This window comes from Streptomyces sp. NPDC001903, from assembly GCF_042891345.1.
GTDB lineage: Bacteria > Actinomycetota > Actinomycetes > Streptomycetales > Streptomycetaceae > Streptomyces.
On record NZ_JBIASZ010000020.1, the window covers coordinates 39,091 to 57,384 of the forward strand.

Consider the following 18,294-nt stretch of genomic DNA (forward strand, 5'->3'; position numbering starts at 1 on the left):
GACCGCGGTCCTGTTGCCCCCGCGCCTGCGGGGATCGTCCGGACACCCTGGAGTCCGGGCTGACCAACACGGCGTTGCCCCCGCGCCTGCGGGGATCGTCCGCGGGAGACGCGGTTGAAGCGGGCGAAGAGGTCGTTGCCCCCGCGCCTGCGGGGATCGTCCGTCGGTCAGGGCGTTGCGGAGGACCAGCAGCAGGTTGCCCCCGCACCTGCGGGGATCGTCCGCGCTTCGGGTACCTGTGGCTCCCCTCGCAGGATGTCGTCCCCGCGCCTGCGGGTGGCGTTCCGTGCTGGCGAGCTGGACTGCTTTGGACTCTACGTCCACGGGGATCGTCGGTCGTTGGCCGCTCTGCTTGGGCGAGTCCCGTTGCTTCCGCGTCCGCGGCTGCTCAGGGTCCCGAGGCGGGTGATCGGGTTCGATCGCACGCTTGCGGGGTGCTCCGTCGGGGTCTGCTGCTGTTGGGGGCGTTGAGGGTCGTTTGTGCGGGTCGGGTCGGGTTGTCAGTGGTGGCTTCTAGTCTCTGGTGTTCTTCGGTGGAGCGTGTGGAGGTGTGGTGGATTTAGGGCAGTTGCAGGAGCGGTACGGCGTTGCTGCTGCGGGGGCTTTGGGGGTGTTGTGGGGCAAGTCGCGTGTGCGGGCGGGGGGTACCACGAGCCTGTTGTTGGGGCATCTTCTGGATACGGCTGCGGTGGGCGAGTTGTTGTGGGACGGCATGCTTGCTCCTTCGACACGGTCAGCTCTGGATGCGGTCGCCAGCGGGCCGGGGCGGGGACGGGGTTTGTTCGCCTGGCTGTGCGGGATCCACGATGTCGGGAAGGCGACGCCGGCGCATCAGCGGTTGTGGGCTGAGGGTGCGCAGGCTGTTCGGGCGTCGGGGCTGGCCTGGGTGGAGGCGGCTGCGGGGTCGGGGGCCAGGAGCCAGAGGCGTTGGCGTCACGACTGGGCCGGGGGGTTGATGGCGCGTGAGCTGCTGGTTTTGGCCGGCTGGCCGGCGGAGCAGGTGGACTGGGTGTGGCCTTTGGTGGCGGGGCATCATGGCGCGTTTCCGTCGCTGAGGGATGTGCAGGAGCCCAGGACGGCCAAGGGGCAGTTGAGGGGGAGGGGGCTGTGGCGGGAGGTTCAGCAGGTGGTGCTGGACGTTTTCACTCGGGAGATGGGGTTTGAGGGCCTGGGTGATCCGCAGCCTGTGGTGGTTCCGTCGCGGGCATTGCAGTTGCAGTTGAGCGGTCTGGTGGTCATGGCGGACTGGATCGCGAGCGACGAGCGTTTCTTCACCGGGGTGGACGACCTGAAGCGGGTGAGCGCGGATGCTTCGCGTGAGCGGGCGGCGGCGGGGTGGCGGGCGTTGGGCCTTGAGCGGGGCTGGGGTGCGCTGGCCGTTGCGGGGCCCGAGGCGTTCGGGGATCGGTTCGGATACGAGCCGCGGCGGTCGCAGGCGATGGTCGTCGGCGCTGCGCGCGCGATGGGCGGCCCGGGGCTGATGGTGGTTGAGGCGCCGATGGGGGAGGGCAAGACGGAGGCGGCCCAGGCCGCGGCGGAGGTGGTGGCCGCCAGGTTCGGTGCGGATGGCGTGTTTGTGGGCATGCCGACCCAGGCGACGAGCGATCCCATGTTCACCCGCACGCGGCGCTGGCTGGAGGCCATCGACGCGGACCTTGCCTCCAGGGTGGTTCTGCTCCACGGCAAGAGAGCCTTCAACCGGGAATGGAAGGCACTCCTGGACAGCGCGGAGGCCGCTGCGGACCAGGCGTACGGGGGTGTGGATGAGTTCGGGATGGATGACGACCCGTACGGTCTGGCGCACGACGGGTGTGGTGAGCGGGAGCGGAAGGCGCCCGCGGAGTGGTTCCTGGGACCCAAGCGCGGGCTTTTGGCGCCGTTCGTGGTGGGAACCGTCGATCAGCTGCTGTACGCGGCGACCCGTACGCGGCATGTGATGCTGCGGATGGCGGGGCTGGCGGGCAAGGTCGTGGTGCTCGATGAAGTCCACTCGTGCGATGTGTACATGTCCCAGTTTCTGGGGGAGGCGCTGCGCTGGCTGGGTCAGGCGGGTGTGCCCGTGATCGTCCTGTCCGTTACCCTCGCCCCCGCTCAGCGGCAGGCTTTGTTCGAGTCCTACCTTGCCGGTGCGGCGTCGAAGGAGGAGCTGCGGGTGCAGGTTCCGGCTGCGCAGGGCTATCCGCGTGTCACCACTGCCTGGCTGGCCTGTGGCAAGCCGCAGTTCCATGCAGCCGCGACGCAGAGCTGGCGCCCGGACCTCCCGGTGGCCGTGCGCGCGATGCCGGAGAGGATCGCGGGCGCCGGGTGCGGGCGCGAGGAGCGGGAGCGGCTGCAGAGCGAGGCGGACACCGCCGTGGGGGATCTGCTGGAGGGTGAACTCGCCGACGGCGGGACCGCTCTGGTCATCCGCAATACCGTCGCGCGGGCGCAGAGCCTCTTCGAAGAGCTGCGCGGCCGTTTCGGCGACGCCGAAGTGCGCCTCCTGCACGCCCGCTTCACCGTGGCCCGGCGTGCCGATCTGACCGAGGAGTGCCTGAGCCTGCTCGGGCCGCGCAGGCCCCGGCTGCCGGGCGGACGGCTGATCTTGGTGGCGACCCAGCTCGCCGAGCAGTCCTTCGACGTCGACGCCGACCTGCTCGTGACGGATCTGGCTCCCGTCGACCTCCTGCTGCAGCGCATCGGACGCCTCCACCGCCATGACGGTACGGATCGCCCGGCCAGGCTGCACACGCCCAAGGTGTTCGTCACCGGCTTCCAGCCGCGCGAAGGCCGGGAGCCGGCCTTCCTTTTCGCCCGCAAGATGATCTACGGGCGGGGTCGCCCCCGCGCCCGCGGGGATCGTCCGCAGCACGAGGACCAGCTCCAGGGAGCCTCGGAGTGGACCCCGCGCCGTGGGGGTTGTCCGCGAGGAGGATCTGCGCATCGTCGCGCGCCCGCGTGGATCGCGCGCCCCGATCCCTGCCTGAGATGAAAAGCAACCAAACGAAATGGCGACCTTGGCCAGTAGAGTCCCAGCTCCGAAAGTGTCGCCCCGGCACCTGCGGGAATCGTCCGGACAACTGGCACGGTTCCACCGTCGACCAGGTGTCGTCCCCGCGCCTGCGGGGATTGTCCGTGGGCGCGCGACACCGAGGATGTCCTCACTACGTGGACGCCGCTTTTGCGGGGATCGTCCGGGCGAGCCGGTGATCGGCGAGCCTGCCAGAGCGTGGACCCCGCGCCCGCGGGGATCGTCCTCGGCAGGGCGGTGTCCTCATGCAGAGCGGAACGTGGACCCCCGCGCCCGCGTGGAGCCTCCCATCTCCGTCTGTAATGAAAGCAACCGCACGAAAGCGGCGACCTTGGCCGATAGAATCCCAGCTCAGAAAGTGTTGCCCCCGCGCCTGCGGGTATCGTCCGCAGGGCAAAAGGCCGAGCGCCGAGCCGATCGCGTGGGCCGCGCACCTGCGGGGATCGTCCGAACCGGCCGAGCCCGACGCCGAACGCGCCCAGGTGGACTCCGCGCCCGCGGGGATCGTCCGCAGACCACCGAGGTCAACTGGACGAACAAGTGGTGGACCCCGCGCCCGCGGGGATAGTCCGGAGGAGCCGCTGAAGAAAGACGATCACGGCATGTGGACCCCGCGCCCGAGGGCTTTCATGCGGATGTCGACGTCGTCGAGGTGGACCCCGCGCCCGCGGGGACCGTCCGCACCCGGACCCGAACCGCCGGAGCCCGATAGACGTGGCCCCACATCTGCGGGATCGTCCGTGGGCCATGTGCGTCGACAACACGACGCAGTCGTAGCGCCCCGCCCGCGGGGATCGTCCGAGCGACGGCTCTTGGACCGAGACGAACATCCGGTCGCCCCGCGCCTGCGGGTATCGTCCATGCTGCGAAGAGCCCGCCACAGACGTGGACCAGTCGCCTCCGCGCCTGGGGGATCGTCCGCAGTGGACGCGCGTATCGTCATCGAGCTGCCTGTCGCTCCTGCACCTGCGGGGATCGTCCGTACGGCAAGTCCTGGCAAACCGTCTGGGATTTGTCGCCCTCGCCCCGCGGGGATAGTCCGCTGGCGCCCTGGCCAGGGCCGTTGCTGCGAAGGTGGACCCCACGCCTGCGGGTATCGTCCGTGGCTGGTGGCGGAGTTCATCGTCTGCGCGATGTCGCCCCCGCGCCTGCGGGGATCGTCCCATGGAGACAACGGGCGGCAGGACGACGAAGACGTCGCCCCCGCGCCCGCGGGGATCGTCCGGGGTACGTGTACCTGGTCTCCGCCGGGGTGGAGTGGCCCCCGCGCCCGCGGGGGTCGTCCGGACACACTCCGATTTTCCGCGCGGTCGTCCTGGGGTCGTCCCTGCGCCTGCTGGGGTCGTCCGTCCTTGAAGGCAGCGACGGTGGCACCGATGCCGTCGTCCCTACGTCTGCGGGGATAGTCCGGCCGTCGAGATCACCGACAAGGCGCGGCTGACGTGGCCCCCGCGCCTGCGGGAATCGTCCGTGCTCCATCCCCGCCGAGCCCGGAGACCGGATGTGGACACCGCGCCTGCGGGGGTGCTCCGCAGCGTACGGGCCCTTGCGAGCCGACCGCGCAGTTGTCCCCGCGTCTGCGGGGATCGTCCTGCGGTGACGACGCTGCCGCGGCCGTCGACCTGGTCGCCCCCGCGCCCGCGAGGGATCGTCCGATCGAGCGCGGGGAATGCCTGCCGACTTCGTGGTGGACCCGAGCTTGCTGGGGGATGGCCCGCTGCCTAGGAATGCGACGCCGGCAAGGGGTACGAGAGCCTGGATTCTCCGGCTGCTGTCGAGGAGCGCCGGTAGAGTTCCAGCTCAGAAGGTGTCGCCCAGGCGGCTGCGGGGATCGTCCGCTGAGTGGCTTCATGCGGACCTGTAGGCCCGTGTCGTCCCCGCGCCTGCGGGGACGCCCCGGAATAGGTCATGGCCGAGGAATCAGGCCTCGGATCGGCTCAGCGCCTTCGGGTATGGTCTGCCCGTGAGCGGGCCATCTCAGAGAGGCCCGTTGCCGGCCTGCGCCCTGCGGGGAGCGTTGGTTAGTACGGTCGACGAGGACGGCGCGATCGCGGTGAACTCCGTGCCCACGGGGATCGTTCGCAGGGCCACTCGGGCACTGACGCCGACGGCTGGTGGACCCCGCGCCCGCGGGGATCGTCCCGCGCCGCCCTGGCCTGGATCAGGCCGGGCAAGTTGACCCCGCGTCGGCGGGGATCGTCCGTACGGCCAGGTCTTCACGCCCAACGACCGGATGCAGCCCTCGCGCTGGCGGGGATGGTTCGCGAAGCTGCTCGCGGGTGAACTTCCAGGGTCCGTGGACTCCGCGGCCGCGGGGATCGTCCGCGCGTGATCGCTCGGACCGGCACGACGAGCAAGTGGACCCCGCGCCCGCGGGGGCGTCCAGACAAGATCGTGTTCTTCGAGGTGGTCGCCGCGTCGCTCCTGCGCCTGCGGGGATGGTCCGTACGGGCTGCTGGGCACCGGCTACCGGCAGAACGTCGCCCCCCGCCTGCGGGGATCGTCCGTCGCCCACGGAGCCGGTGCCGGCGGGTACCGCGTCGCCCCCGCGCCTGCGGGGATCCTCCGTCGTGGGCGTAGCCCAGACGGGTCAGGCCGGTGTCGCGCTGGCGTTCGCGGGGATCGTCCGTTCTTTGCCAACGGCGCCATGCCGGGGGCTGTGTGGACCCCGCGCCTGCGGGGATCGTCCGGAACCGGCATAGCTGTAGGTGTCCGACCGCGCTTGGAGCCCGAGCCTGCGGGGATCGTCCGTCGAGCCTCGGTCGTCTGGGTCTGGCCGTCTACTGGACCCTGCGCCTGCGCGGATCGTCCGGACTACGGGGCGCTGGGCAACGTGAAGGACGTCTGGACCCCGCGCCTTCGGGGATCGTCCGACTGCCGGTGAGTGTTGTGGCAGACCACGGCCCTGGACCCCGCGCCCGCGGGGATGGGCCGTATGGTGCGCATGACCTGTCCGCGCGGCTGATCGTCGCCCGTGCGCCTGCAGGGATGGTCCGTGGGGCTCGGGGTATGAGGGATGGGCACCACCGTCGACCCCGCGCCCGCGTGGATCATTCGTCTCAGCCGGCCCGCGTGTACGCCCCGGCCGTTTTTTTGCCCCCGCCCTGCGGGGATTGTCCGGGCGTCGACAACGGCCGCCAGTTCGGCGCCGAGTCGCCCCCGCGTGCGCGGGGATCGTCCGGAGGGCTTCAACCCGTCACGGGTGCTCTTCGAGTCGCCCCCGCGCCTGGGGGGATCGTCCGCTGGCCGCGCTCGGGTCGATGAACGTCCACTCGTCGCCCCGCACCTGCGGGGACCGTCCGGACGCCCACGGCGGCTTCCGGCACGGCCACTAGTCGCCCCTGCGCCTGGGGGGATCGTCTGTCGTATCCGGCGCACGACCGACGGGCAGTCGCCCCGCGCCTGCTGGGATCGTCCGGTGGCCGACGACGGGGTACGCGCCAGCGGCGGGTGGCCCCCGCGATTGCGGGATCGTTCGGAGGCCGGAGCTGGCAGGCATGCACCGGGCCAGTGGATCCCGCGCTTGCGGGGATCGTCCACTGAAGTGGGATCTCGGCAAGTCGGGCCCGACGTCGCCCCCGCGCCCGCGGGGACTATCCGCTGCCGCGGAACGACGTTCCCCATGGGCATGTTGTCCCAATACTTGTGCGGAGGGTTCGGATTCCAGAGCTATTCGGCTGCTGTCGAGCAGGTCGTGCCCGCGCCCGATCTCCGCCTGTACTGAAAGCAACCAATCGGAAACGACGACCTTGGCCGATAGAATCCCAGCTCAGAAAGTGTTGCCCCCGCGCCTGCGGGGATCGTCCGTATTGTTCCGCAGCATGTCGTGCACGCGCCTGGTTGCCCCCGCGCCTGCGGGGATCGTCCGGTCGTCTACCAGGTCTTCGAGTTCGTGGCCGAGTTGCCCCCGCGCCTGCGGGGATCGTCCGGACCGGTTGCGCATGCTTTCGGATGCCCGCGTGTCGCCCCCGGGCCTGCGGGGATCGCCCGTAGCCGACGATTGCGTCCCAGACGCCCGTGAAGTCGCCCCCGCGCCCGCGAGGATCGTCCGAGGCTACCCACCTGGGCAACGCGGTAGCCGAAGTGGACCCCGCGCCTGCGGGGATCGTCCGCGCGTGATCGCTCCGACTGGCACGACGAGCAAGTGGACCCCGCGCCCGCAGGGATCGTCCCTGCTGCGAAGGCGAAGCGGATCTCAGAGCTGGGTGGACCCCGGCGCCCGAGCGGATCGTCCAGGCAAGATCGTGTTCTTCGAGGTGGTCGCCGCGTCGCTCCTGCGCCTGCGGGGATCGTCCGAGTCGCGCGGCAAGGTCGTCGGTCTGGCCCTTGTGGACCCCGAGCCTGAGGGGATCTTCCCGACGCCGGTGAGCGGTGGGCGAGGGTCATGTAGTTGCCCCCTCGCGCTTGCGGGGATCGTCCGTACACGGGCCAGGTCCGGTTCAACACGACCCGGTGGACCTCGCGTCCGCGGGGATCGCCCGTAGGAGTTGCCCCCGCACCCAGGGCAGCTGGAGTGGACCTTGCGGCCGCGGGGATGGGGCGTATGGTGCGCATGACCTGTCTGCGCGGCTGATGGTCGCCGCTGTGCCTGCAGGGATGGTCCGTGGGGCTCGGGGTATGAGGGATGGGCACCACCGTCGACCCCGCGCCCGCGGGGATCGTCCGGTCTCGCGCGGTCGGCGTGATGCTGAAATCGTCGCCCCGCGCCTGCGGGGATCATCCGGTGGCTGAGCGCCTCGGCGTGACCCGCCGGACGTCGCCCCTGCGCCTGCGGGGATTGTCCGGCGAACAGGTCCTCGCCCTCCAGGGTGATCACGTCGCCCCCGCGGGGAACGTCCGACCCGCGCCGAGCTGTTCCCAAAGCTCGGCACTTGGCCCCCGCGTCTGAGAGGATCGTCCGGAGCGTGCCTACGCGCTATGGCCGAGGCAGACGTCGCCCCCCGCGCCTGCGGGGATCGTCCGGGCTGGGACTCGGTCGACCGGCACGCCCGCCTGTCGCACCCGCGCCTGCGGGGATCATTCGACCGTCAAGCTGTGGACCGATGAAGTCCACCTGTCGCCCCTGCGCCTGCCGGGATCGTCTGTGCCCGGATGCCAGGTCGTCCCGCCCTGCGTCGTCGCCCCCGCGCCTGCGGGGATCGTCCGTCGGCCCACTCGTGCTCGGGGGCGAGCATCCAGTGGACCCCGTGCCCGCGGGGATCGTCCGGACCTGATCCTCGTCAAGGGCAAGCCGGAACTGTGTACCCCGCGGTAGCGGGGATCGTCCGTGCCAGCGCCGTTGTGACGGGGTAACTGAGCAGTGGACCCCGCGCCCGCGGAGATTGTCCGGGGAAGTGACCGTGGTCGACTTCAAGAGGCTCGTGGAGCCCGCCCCCGCGGGGGGATCGTCCGCTGTGGAGTTCGCGGATCTCCCCCCGGTCACTGTGAACCCCGCGCCTGCGGGGATGGTCCGGCGCGCACTGCCAGGACGGCGGCGAACAGGGAGTTGCCCCGCGCTGCGGGGAGCCCGTCGGTGTGACGGTTCTCCATCAGCTTCTCTTTGTCGGCCCTGCGGAGAGCTACGAGGGGGGCGATCGAAACTGCTGCCGTCCCGCGGGGGATCGTCCGGGCGACTACGATCAGCGCCCTGAGCACGGCACGTCACCCCTGTGCATGCGGGGATCGTCCGAACGGCTCCACCGTTCGCGCGGCGGGACCGGCGTTGCGCCCGCGCCTGCGGGGATCGTCCCGACTGCGAGTTCAGCAGGGTGCGCCAGTGCCGTGGACCCCGCGCCCGCGGGGATCGTCCGATCGAGTGCGGGGACGCCTGCCGACCTCGTGGTTGAGCCGTGCCCGCAGGGGGGTTGGTCCGTTGCCGGGGAATGCGGCGCCGGCAAGGGTGGCTGGGGTTGAGGATTCGCCGACCGCTGTCGCAAGAGTCGTTCCTGCGCCGGATGTCTGTCTGTACTGAAGAGCAACCAAACGAAAACGGCGGCCTTGGCCGGTAGAGTCCAGAAAGGCCTTGACCCCGCGCCTGCGGGGATCATCCGTGCGAGTGGGGTGAGCTGATCGGCCACGTCATGTCGTCCTCGCGCCAGCGGGGATCATCCGAGGTAGAACAGGCCCATGTAGAAGGCCAGCCCGTCGCCCCCGCGCCTGCGGGGATCGCCCGAGCGCGCAGACTGACTTCCCGTCCCGTACGTTGTGGACCCCGTGCCCGCGGGGATCGTCTGGCCGTCGAGATCACCGACAGTACACGGCTGATGTTGCCCCCCCACCTGTGGGGATCGTCCGGTGCCCGCGGCACAGCTACCCGCCGCGGGCGGGCCGACCCCGTGCCTGCGGGGATGGCCCACGATTGCCCACGTCAGAGGCGAGGATGGCCGTGTTGCCCCTGCGCCGCGGGGATCTTCCACTGCGCGAGCGCGCCGGCAAGACCGCACGAGAAAGGACCCGCGTCAGCGGGGATGGCCCGTCGATTATGGCGACGGTTGACCTCTACAGGCACTCGCCCCCGCGTCTGCGGGGTCGGCTGGTGGCTGGGCCGCAGCTGGCTTTGCCATCGCGCCTGCGGGGGATCGTCCGTACGGCAGGGCGAGTTGGGAGTCAACCGCCTTGTCGTCCCCGCGTCTGCGGCGGTCCTCCGACCACTGCCGGCATGATGATGGCCCTGGAGGCGTCGCCCCCGCGCGCGGGGATCGTCCGACGGTCTACGAGGGACCGATGGAGTCCCGCTTCGTGGACCCCGCGCCTGCGGGGATCAGCCGGCCTCCTCGTCCCCGGCCGCCACGGCATGCTCGTCGTCCCCGCGCCTGCGGGGATCGTCCGGTCATCACGGAGAACCTGAGCCCGATCAACGTGTCGTTCCCGCGCCCGCGGGGATCGTCCTTCGGACTGAAGCTGAAGCGCCCGGTCCGGAATGTCGCCCCCGCGCCTCCGGGGATGGTCCGGGGATTTCCAGGTACCTGGCGGTGCGCCCTGGGTCGCCTCCGCGCCCGCGGGGATCGTCCGCCGTCCCAGACCCACCCGTCCTTGCCGATCCAGGGGACCCCGCGTCCGCGGGTGTCGGCGAGGAGGATCTGCGCATGGTCGCGCGCCCGCGTGGACCCCACACCCCGATCTCTGCCTGTGCTGAAAAGCAACCAACGAAATGGCGACCTTGGCCGGTAGAGTCCCAGCTCAGAAAGTGTCGCCCCCGCGCCCGCGGGGATCGTCCGAGGCCGAGCTGCTCTGATTCCGGGCTCTGGGGGTCGCCCCCGCGCCCGCGGGGATCGTCCGCAGAGCGGCGCCGAGCAGGCCGCCGAGATCCAGTCGCCCCCGCGCCTTCGGGGATCGTCCGGCCGTGTTGATGTCGAGGCCGACGACGTACGGGTCGCCCCCGCGCCTGCGGGGATCGTCCGAAGATCCGGCCCGAGGTCAAGCTCGGCGGCAAGTCGCCCCCGCGCCCGCGGGGATCGTCCGAGGCCTCGGCTCTACCAACTGAGCTACGAATCGTCGCCCCCGCGCCTGCGGGGATCGTCCGATCGGCGGGACCTCGCGCATCTCCCTGACCACGGGGGATCACCCGAACCCGCCGAGCCCGGAGCCGAACGTGCCCAGGTGGGCCCCGCGCTCGCAGGTGATCGTCCGATGGCGGCAACGTACAGAATGCCGATCATCCAGTCGCCCCCGCGCCTGCGGGGATCGTCCGATGAGGATGGCGACCAGGGCCAGCAACATGACGTCGCCGCCGAGCCTGCTGGGAACGTCCGTGGCGCGTCAAGGACATCGGCCGGTACGTCAAGCCCCCCCCGCCTGCGGGGATCCTCCGGACGCCCACGGCGACTTCCGGCACGGCCACTGGTCGCCCCTGCGCCTGGGGGATCGCCGTCCGTCGTATCCGGTGCACGACCGACGGGCAGTCGCCCCGCGCCCGCGGGGATCGTCGTTAGGGCAAGGCCTATGAAGAACCTGCGTGGTGTGGCCCCTGCGCCCGCAGGGATCGTCCTCCCAGCCTTGAGACAGGCCTGGGTGATACGCAGTGGACCCCGCGCCTGTGGGGATCGTCCCGACGCCGGTGAGCGGTGGGCGAGGGTCATGTAGTTGCCCCCCTCGCGCTTGCGGGGATCGTCCGTACACGGGCCAGGTCCGGTTCAACACGACCCGGTGGACCTCGCGTCCGCGGGGGATCGCCTGTAGGAGTTGCCCCCGCACCCAGGGCAGCTGGAGTGGACCCTGCGCCCGCGGGGATCGTCCTCCGTGACGGCCCCGGGCCGCTGCCGCTACGCTGTCGCCCCGCGCCTGCGGGGATCGTCCCTCGGGAATCGCAGCGCCGGGCTGCACAACGGTGTCGCCCTCGCGCCTGCGGGGATCATCCGAGCGCGCAGACTGACTTCCCGTCCCGTACGTTGTGGACCCCGCGCCCGCGGAGGATCGTCCTCCCATGGACCAGGTGCAGTGCCAGGGCACGAATTGGACCCCGCACCCGCGGGGATCGGCCGGTCTATTCCGTGAACTCTCACGCCACTGCTCCGTAGACCCTGCGCCTGCGGGGATTGTCCGACGGGGTAGTTGTACATCCACGCCGGCCGCGTGTCGCCCCTGCGCCTGCTGGGATCGTCAGCGCCGTGAGGCCATCGCCCGGGGGACAACGCCTGGCCCCCGGGCCTGCGGGGATGGTCCGCGCAGTCTTGGGAGTTCCGCGACGGCGATGGAGTCGCCCCGCACCCACGGGGATCGTTCGACGAGCAGCCACGACGTGTTGACGCCGACGGCGTGGACCCCGCGCCCGCGGGGATCGTCCGATGACGTTCGGCACCTCGGGGTGCCTGGCTTGGTCGTCTCCGCGCCTGCGGGGATCGTCCGACCTTCTTCAACTGGATGGTGGAGGACGAGGAGTGGACCCCATCGCCCGCGGGATCGTCCGTCCACCGTGACGGTCGGGGTCGCGCTGACCGAGTGAATCCCGCGCACGCGGAGATCGTCCGCTCCGTGTTTCGGCAACGGATGGACAGGCCGCGTGGACCCCGCGCCTGAGGGGATCGTCCGGTCTTCGAAGAGAAGATGAGCGGCAAGCTGCTGTGGACCCCGCGCCTGCGGGGATTGTCCGACCACGGCATCGGTCTCCGTGACGGTGGCCACGTGGACCTCGGGCCCGCGGGGATCGTCCAGGTCGCCGACCGCGGTCCAGTAGCGTTCGGCCTTAGCCCCCGTGCCTGCGGGGATCGTCCGGTGAGCGAGGTCAACGCGCTCGCACCCGTCGCGTCGCCCCCGCGCCTGCGGGGATCGTCCGACATGATGCTCAGCCGGGGCTTCGAGGGCCCCGTCGCCACCGCGCCCATGGGATCGTGCTGCCGGGAGGTGGCGACGCGGTCGAACTTGATCGCCGCCGCGCCTGCGGGGATCATCTGCTCGGCATCGACTACGACAACGCCACTACCCGGTGGACCCCGCGCCCGCGGGGATCGTCCGCGGCCTGCACCGGCCATGCGACCGGTTCAGCAGTGGACCCGCGCCCGCGGGGATCGTCCGTACGACAACGAGCTGCGCGTCAACATCGAGCAGTGGACCGCGCGCCTGCGGGGATAGACTGACGAACGCCGGCCTCCAGGCCGCTGGCAAGCCGTGGACCCCGTGCCTGCGGGGATCGTCTGCACCTGCTCACGATCGCCGGCCTGTGCGCTCTGTCGCCCCCGCGCCTGCGGGGATCGCCCCGTGCCGTTCCGCGGCAACCCCCGGCGCCGCTCACATCCCCCGCCTGCGGGGGATCGTCCGTAGCCGACGATCAGCCAGGCCATCAAGGCGAACCGGGCCCCGCGTCCGCGGGGATCGTCCGCAGGAGCGGTACAAGCTAGAGAAGGCCGCCAAGGTGGACCCCGCGCCCGCGGGGATCGTCCGAACGGTTGGACCACGGTACTAGGTCAGTATCGGTGGACCCCGCGCCCGCGGGGATCGTCCGGCAGTGCTGGCGAGGGAGGCCGCGCGAGAAGTGGACCCCGCACCCGCGGGGATAGTCCGTGGGCCCACAGCTCCCGCGTCATGACGAGGAGTTGGACCCCGCGCCCGCGGGGATAGTCCCTGCCGTACCAAGACCTCGTGATCGAGCCCACCGTGGGGCCCGCGCCTGCGGGGATCGTCCGTTCTTGCTCCTCAAGACCGGCGCACTCGGCCTGTTGCCCCGCGCCTGCGAGGATCGCCCAAACACGCAGGCGATGTTCCACCCACCGGTGGAGTCGCCCCCGCGCCTGCGGGGATCGTCCGCGGCGCAGCGGCTGGCTCAGAGCGGCCGAGCGTCGCCCCCACGCCTGCGGGAATTGTCCGATGGACAGCGCGCTGGTCATGGCTGATGGCACGTCGCCCCCGCGCCCGCGGGGATCGTCCGCCGAGGACGGCGGCCCGCTCCTCGGCCGTGGCGTCGCCTCCGGGCCTGCGGGGATCGTCCCCGGTCGTACTGCTCGTGCCAGACGACGGTTGAGTGGACCCCGCGCCCGCGGGGATAGTCCGAACGGCAAGTCAACCATTGCCGCAGCCATCATGTGGACCCCGCGCCCGCGGGGATCGTCCGTCGGCGCTGCTGTCGATCCAGAGGACTGGCACGTCGCCCCCGCGCCTTCGGGGATTGTCCGTGGGTCCCCCGCGGGGGCACCATCGTCACGATGTTGCCCCTGCGCCTGCGGGGATCGTCCGGGCCAGACCGCGCTGGAGCTCGCCGCGTACGCGTGGACCCCGCACCCGCGGGGATCGTCCGATGTTCGGTATTTACGGGTGGGGACCGTCGACGTGTACCCCGCGCCCGCGGGGATCGTCCGGCCGGGTACTGGAACGGGGCGCGGTGGCTGTTGTCGCCCCCGCGCCGGCGGGGATCGTCCGCTGGTGGACGGGCGGCGTTGCCCCATGCTCGAGTGGACCCTGCGCCTGCGGGGATCGTCCGGAGAAGTACGTCGACATCGCGTACACCGCGTGGTGGACCCCGCGCCCGCGGGGATCGTCCAGGGTTGGCCGGCAGCGCGGGCCCGGTGTTGAAGTGGACCCCGCGCTCGCGGGGATCGTCCGACGGCCGTGTCGTCGACGCCGAGATCGTCGAACTCGCCCCCGCGCCCGCGGGGATCGTCCGTTCTCCGGCCTCGTGCAGGACAGCACGGCCATGTCGCCCCCGCGCCGCGGGGATCATCCGAGCGCGCTGCTGTCGATCCAGACGACCGGCACGTCGCCCCCGCGCCCGCGGGGATCGTCCGCGATGCCGGCACGTTCGGGCGCGGCGGGAATGGTGGACCCCGCGCCTACGGGGATCGTCCGCGCTGGTAGGACAGCCGCAGGGATTCAGTGCCGTCGCCCCCGTGTCAGCGGGGATGGCCCGTCGATTATGACGAGGGTTGACCTCTACGGACACTCGTCCCCGCGCCTGCGGGGATCGTCCGGTGTTACGCGTTTATGTGCTGAATACCCGGGTGTTGCCCCTGTGCCTGCAGGGATCGTCCATACGGGGACCGCATTCCCGCTGTGCGACAGATCGTGGATCCCGCGTTTGCGGGATTGTCCGTGGGTCATGCGCGTCGACAACGTGACGCAGTCGTCGGGCCCCGCCTGCGGGGATCGTCCGTCCGTGAAGGCAGCGACGGTGACACCGATGCCGTCGTCCCCGCGTTTGCGGGGATCGACCGAGCATCTTGTCCCTCCCGGATGGCACGGTCACGTGGGCCTCGCCGTGGTGGGGTGGTCCTCGACATGGGTGGCTGGACCGGGTGCGGTGGTCGGCCGCCGGCCCAGCCTCTGTAGCGGCTGGGCGAGCCTGGGGGTTCCAGGAGGAGTGGGTGTGGTGGGGGTCTTCTCGGATCTCGGCGGGGGGTGTCAGTGCCGTGTTTTACGGTTGTGGTCATGTTGCGTACTTTTGCCCGCCTTGGCTTGAGTGCTGAGGAGATGGATCGGCTGGGTTGTCTGTGGGGGAAGTCTGCGGAGCGTGGTGGTGGGAGGGTGAATCTGCTGCTTGCTCACATGCTGGATACGGCTGCGGTGGCCGAGTTGATCTGGGATCACTATCTCGCTCCGGCGACGCGGGAGATGCTTGACCGGGTGGCGGGTGGTGAGGGGCGCCGGTTTTTCGCATGGGTGTGCGGTGTTCATGATTGCGGTAAGGCGACTCCGGCGTTCCAGCGGCAGGCTCCCGCCGAAGCGGCGCGTCTGGCTGCGGTCGGGTTGGGCTGGCGTGCTGGGGCTGTCACGGCACAGACTTCAAGGGAGTGGTCGCACGACAAGGCGGGCGGGTTCCTCCTGCGGACCGTGTTGAAGGAGAAGGGTGGGTGGGGGCGCCGGCATCTGGGCTGGGTGTGCCCGATGGTGTCGGGGCATCACGGAGTTCTGCGGGCGGCAACGCAGAGCGATGTCACCCACGCCCATGGCGACGCGCACGGCAGGAGCGCCGAGTGGACGGCCGCGCAGGCCCATGTCGTCGAGGCTTTCACTCTGGCCATGGGGTACCAGTCGCTGGCCGATGTCCAGCCGGCGGTGGCGCCGTCGCGGGCGGATCAGCTCACGCTCCTCGGGTTCGTCGTCATGACGGACTGGATCGCCTCGGACGCCGACCACTTCCCTGGCATCCCCGACATAGCGGATGTGTCCGTGGCCCGTGCGCGTGGCCGGGCTGCCTCGGCGTGGCAGGACCGTCGGCTGGGCGGCGGCCTGCGTACCCTGCAGCCTACTGCGGGCAGTGATGTGGTGAAGCTGAGGTTCGGGCACGAGGCGCGCGCCTCGCAGGCCCTGGCCGTGGACACCGTGCGGACGATGACCGCGCCCGGTCTGGTGTTCCTGGAGGCTCCGATGGGTGAGGGGAAGACGAAGACGGCGCTGGCCGTGGCCGAGGTGATGGCTGAGCGGTTCGGGTTGTCGGGGGTGTTCGTGGGGATGCCGACGCAGGCGACGTCCGACCCGATGTTCACCAACGTGCGTGCCTGGGCCTCGCAGGTGCAGCCTGGTGCCGAGGACGCGGTGGTGCTGCTGCACGGCAAACGCGCCTTCAATACCGAGTGGAAGGCGATGCTGTCGGGGGACTGGACGGCGGCCGATGCCCGTTTCCGCAGCGTCCAGGAGGACGCCGAGGACTGCTGCAACCGGTACGGTCCTGCCGACTGGTTCCTCGGCCCCAAGCGGGGCCTGCTCGCGCACCTGACCGTCGGTACCGTCGACCAGCTCCTGTATGCCGCGACCCGCACGCGGCACGTCATGCTGCGCACTGCGGGGCTGGCGGGGAAGGTCGTCATCCTCGATGAGGTCCATGCCTGTGACGTCTATATGTCGCAGTTCTTGAAGGAGGCCCTGTTCTGGCTGGGGCAGGCCCGTGTTCCGGTGATCCTCCTGTCGGCGACCCTGCCTCCCGTGCAGCGTGCAGAGCTCGCCGCCGCCTACATGGCCGGCGGGCAACCGGAGCGCCAGGTGGCCCTTCCCGAGCCGGGCGGATATCCGAACATCACCTGCGTGTGGCCCGGTATGCCCGCCCCCCTGACCGCGCACGCCGCGACCTGGCGGCCCGATCTGTCCGTACGCCTGCACGTGCTGCCCGAACCTGCATCACCGCGCGGCGTCCGTCTGCCGGATGCGCAGGCCGAGCAGCCCGTCATCGACCTCCTCGGCGAGGAGCTCGCCGACGGCGGCTGCGCGCTGATCATCCGCAACACCGTCAGCCGGGCGCAGCGCACCTACCGGGAGCTGGCTGCCCGGTACGCGGCGGACACGGTCATCCTGCACGGGCAGCTGACCACCGCCGCCCGCGCCGACCGCACCGAGCGGCTCCTGGCGCAGCTCGGACCCGATAGGGACACCCCGCGCCCGGGCCGGCTGATCCTTGTGGCCACGCAGGTCGCCGAGCAGTCCTTCGACATCGACGCAGACCTGATCGTCACCGACCTTGCCCCCATCGACTTGCTCCTGCAGCGCATCGGCCGCGTCCACCGCCACGAGGGAACCAGCCGGCCGGCACGGCTGACGCGGCCCACCGTCTATGTCACCGCCCTGCAGCCCGGCCTCGCCGGGGCGCCGCCTCGAATCGAGCGGGGCGCCGAGTACATCTACGGCCGTCACCTCCTGCTGCGCACCGCGGCCCTGGTCTTGGAGGCTGAGCAGAGCGGGGGATGGGCGGTACCCTCCCAGGTTCCCGAACTCGTCGGCGCCGTCTACGGCGATGCACCGCTCGTGCCGGCCCCGTGGGAGGCCGAGGCCGAGCAGGCCTGCACGCAGTGGGACCAGAAGCAGGAGGCCCGGCGGGTCACGGCGGCCGAGTTCCTCCTCACCCGCACTGGCGAGCACGCGGCCAAGACCCTCGACGGCCTCCACTACGCCGGTACCCAGGCCCATACCGAGGACCACCTGGCTGCCCAGGTCCGCGACGGAGACATGTCCATCGAAGCCGTTCTCGTCATCCGCGCCCCGGACGGCTACACGACCCTGGGCGGCCAGCACCTTGGTGCGGACGGAACCCGCGTCCACGAGCACCTCGATACCCTCGCCGGCGACATGATGCGCCTGCCGGCCCGCCTGACCGGCGAAGCCCTCGACCACCTCGCCCCCCTGCCCGGCTGGTCCGACCACCCCTGGCTGCGCTCCACCCGCGCCCTTGTCCTCGACCCCCACCTGACCGGAGCCATCGGACGGTACGCCGTCGCCTACAACCCCGAAACCGGCCTCACTTACAGTTCCAACTGACATGGCCCCAAAGCCTGTCCGGCCCGCAGCACTGCAGGTCGGCACGGTCATATCCGTGCGCAGCGGGTGAGTTCTGGTCATCAGATCAACGCTGTCGGCCCCGCGCGAGCGGGGATCGCTCCAGGTAGTCGATGCCCAGCTGCTCCCAGCTCAGGCCGGCCTGTTCCAAAAGGGGTGGGCCTGCTTCATCCGAGGCTCGCCACCCAGGATGCTCTCGGCTCCGCGCGAGGGGGAGGCCCTGGGCGTGCAGCGACGGAGGGCTTCGCCGCGAAAGCGCGGGGGATGTATCCGACCTGTAGGTTCCAACCTGTGACGTCAGTCCCTGCGGAGGCGGGGATGGTTCTCAGACCGGCTGTGCCTTCAAGGACCGGGTCGTGGCGGCCCCGTGCGAACGGGGATGTCTTGTCCGCACGTGCGTGCAGGGAGAAGCGACGCCTGGTCGCCCCAGCGCGGGCGTGGATAGACTCCTGAAAGCCGATTTCCCTGCTGAGCAGGAAGCTTTCGGCTCGGCCCTGCACAGGTGGGGATGGCTCGTCTGAGGAGATTGTTCCTCACGGAGCGAATCCAGATAGACCCCGCACTGCGGGGATCTCCCAGATCGGTGGGAGCCAAGGACCACCGGCCGGTGCTACCCC

2 protein-coding genes and 2 CRISPR repeat arrays (1 of these 4 only partly in view) are annotated in these 18,294 nt (G+C 70.9%); both genes read left to right on the plus strand.

Translation table 11 applies throughout. The features are described 5' to 3' along the window. Window positions 1-286: direct repeats of the CRISPR family, unit length 29 nt; it begins 232 nt to the left of the window's first position. A gap of 345 nt (window positions 287-631) precedes the next feature. Continuing rightward, window positions 632-2,971: a CRISPR-associated helicase Cas3' gene (cas3, locus tag ACFYZS_RS33135; protein ID WP_389021066.1), complete on the plus strand. Its 2,340-nt coding sequence runs from the start codon at window positions 632-634 to the stop codon at window positions 2,969-2,971. Between the two features lie 7,206 nt (window positions 2,972-10,177). Continuing rightward, a CRISPR array of direct repeats spans window positions 10,178-10,511; the repeat unit is 29 nt; unit sequence GTCGCCCCCGCGCCCGCGGGGATCGTCCG. 4,373 nt (window positions 10,512-14,884) lie between these two features. Next, entirely contained in the window at window positions 14,885-17,659 is a 2,775-nt protein-coding gene (cas3, locus tag ACFYZS_RS33140; protein WP_389021069.1) for a CRISPR-associated helicase Cas3', read from the plus strand. The last annotated feature ends 635 nt before the right edge of the window (window positions 17,660-18,294 follow it).

Coding starts and splice junctions, on each gene's coding strand:
- cas3 (WP_389021069.1), top strand. CDS start 14,885: ATGGATCGGCTGGGTTGTCTGTGGGGGAAGTCTGCGGAGCGTGGTGGT.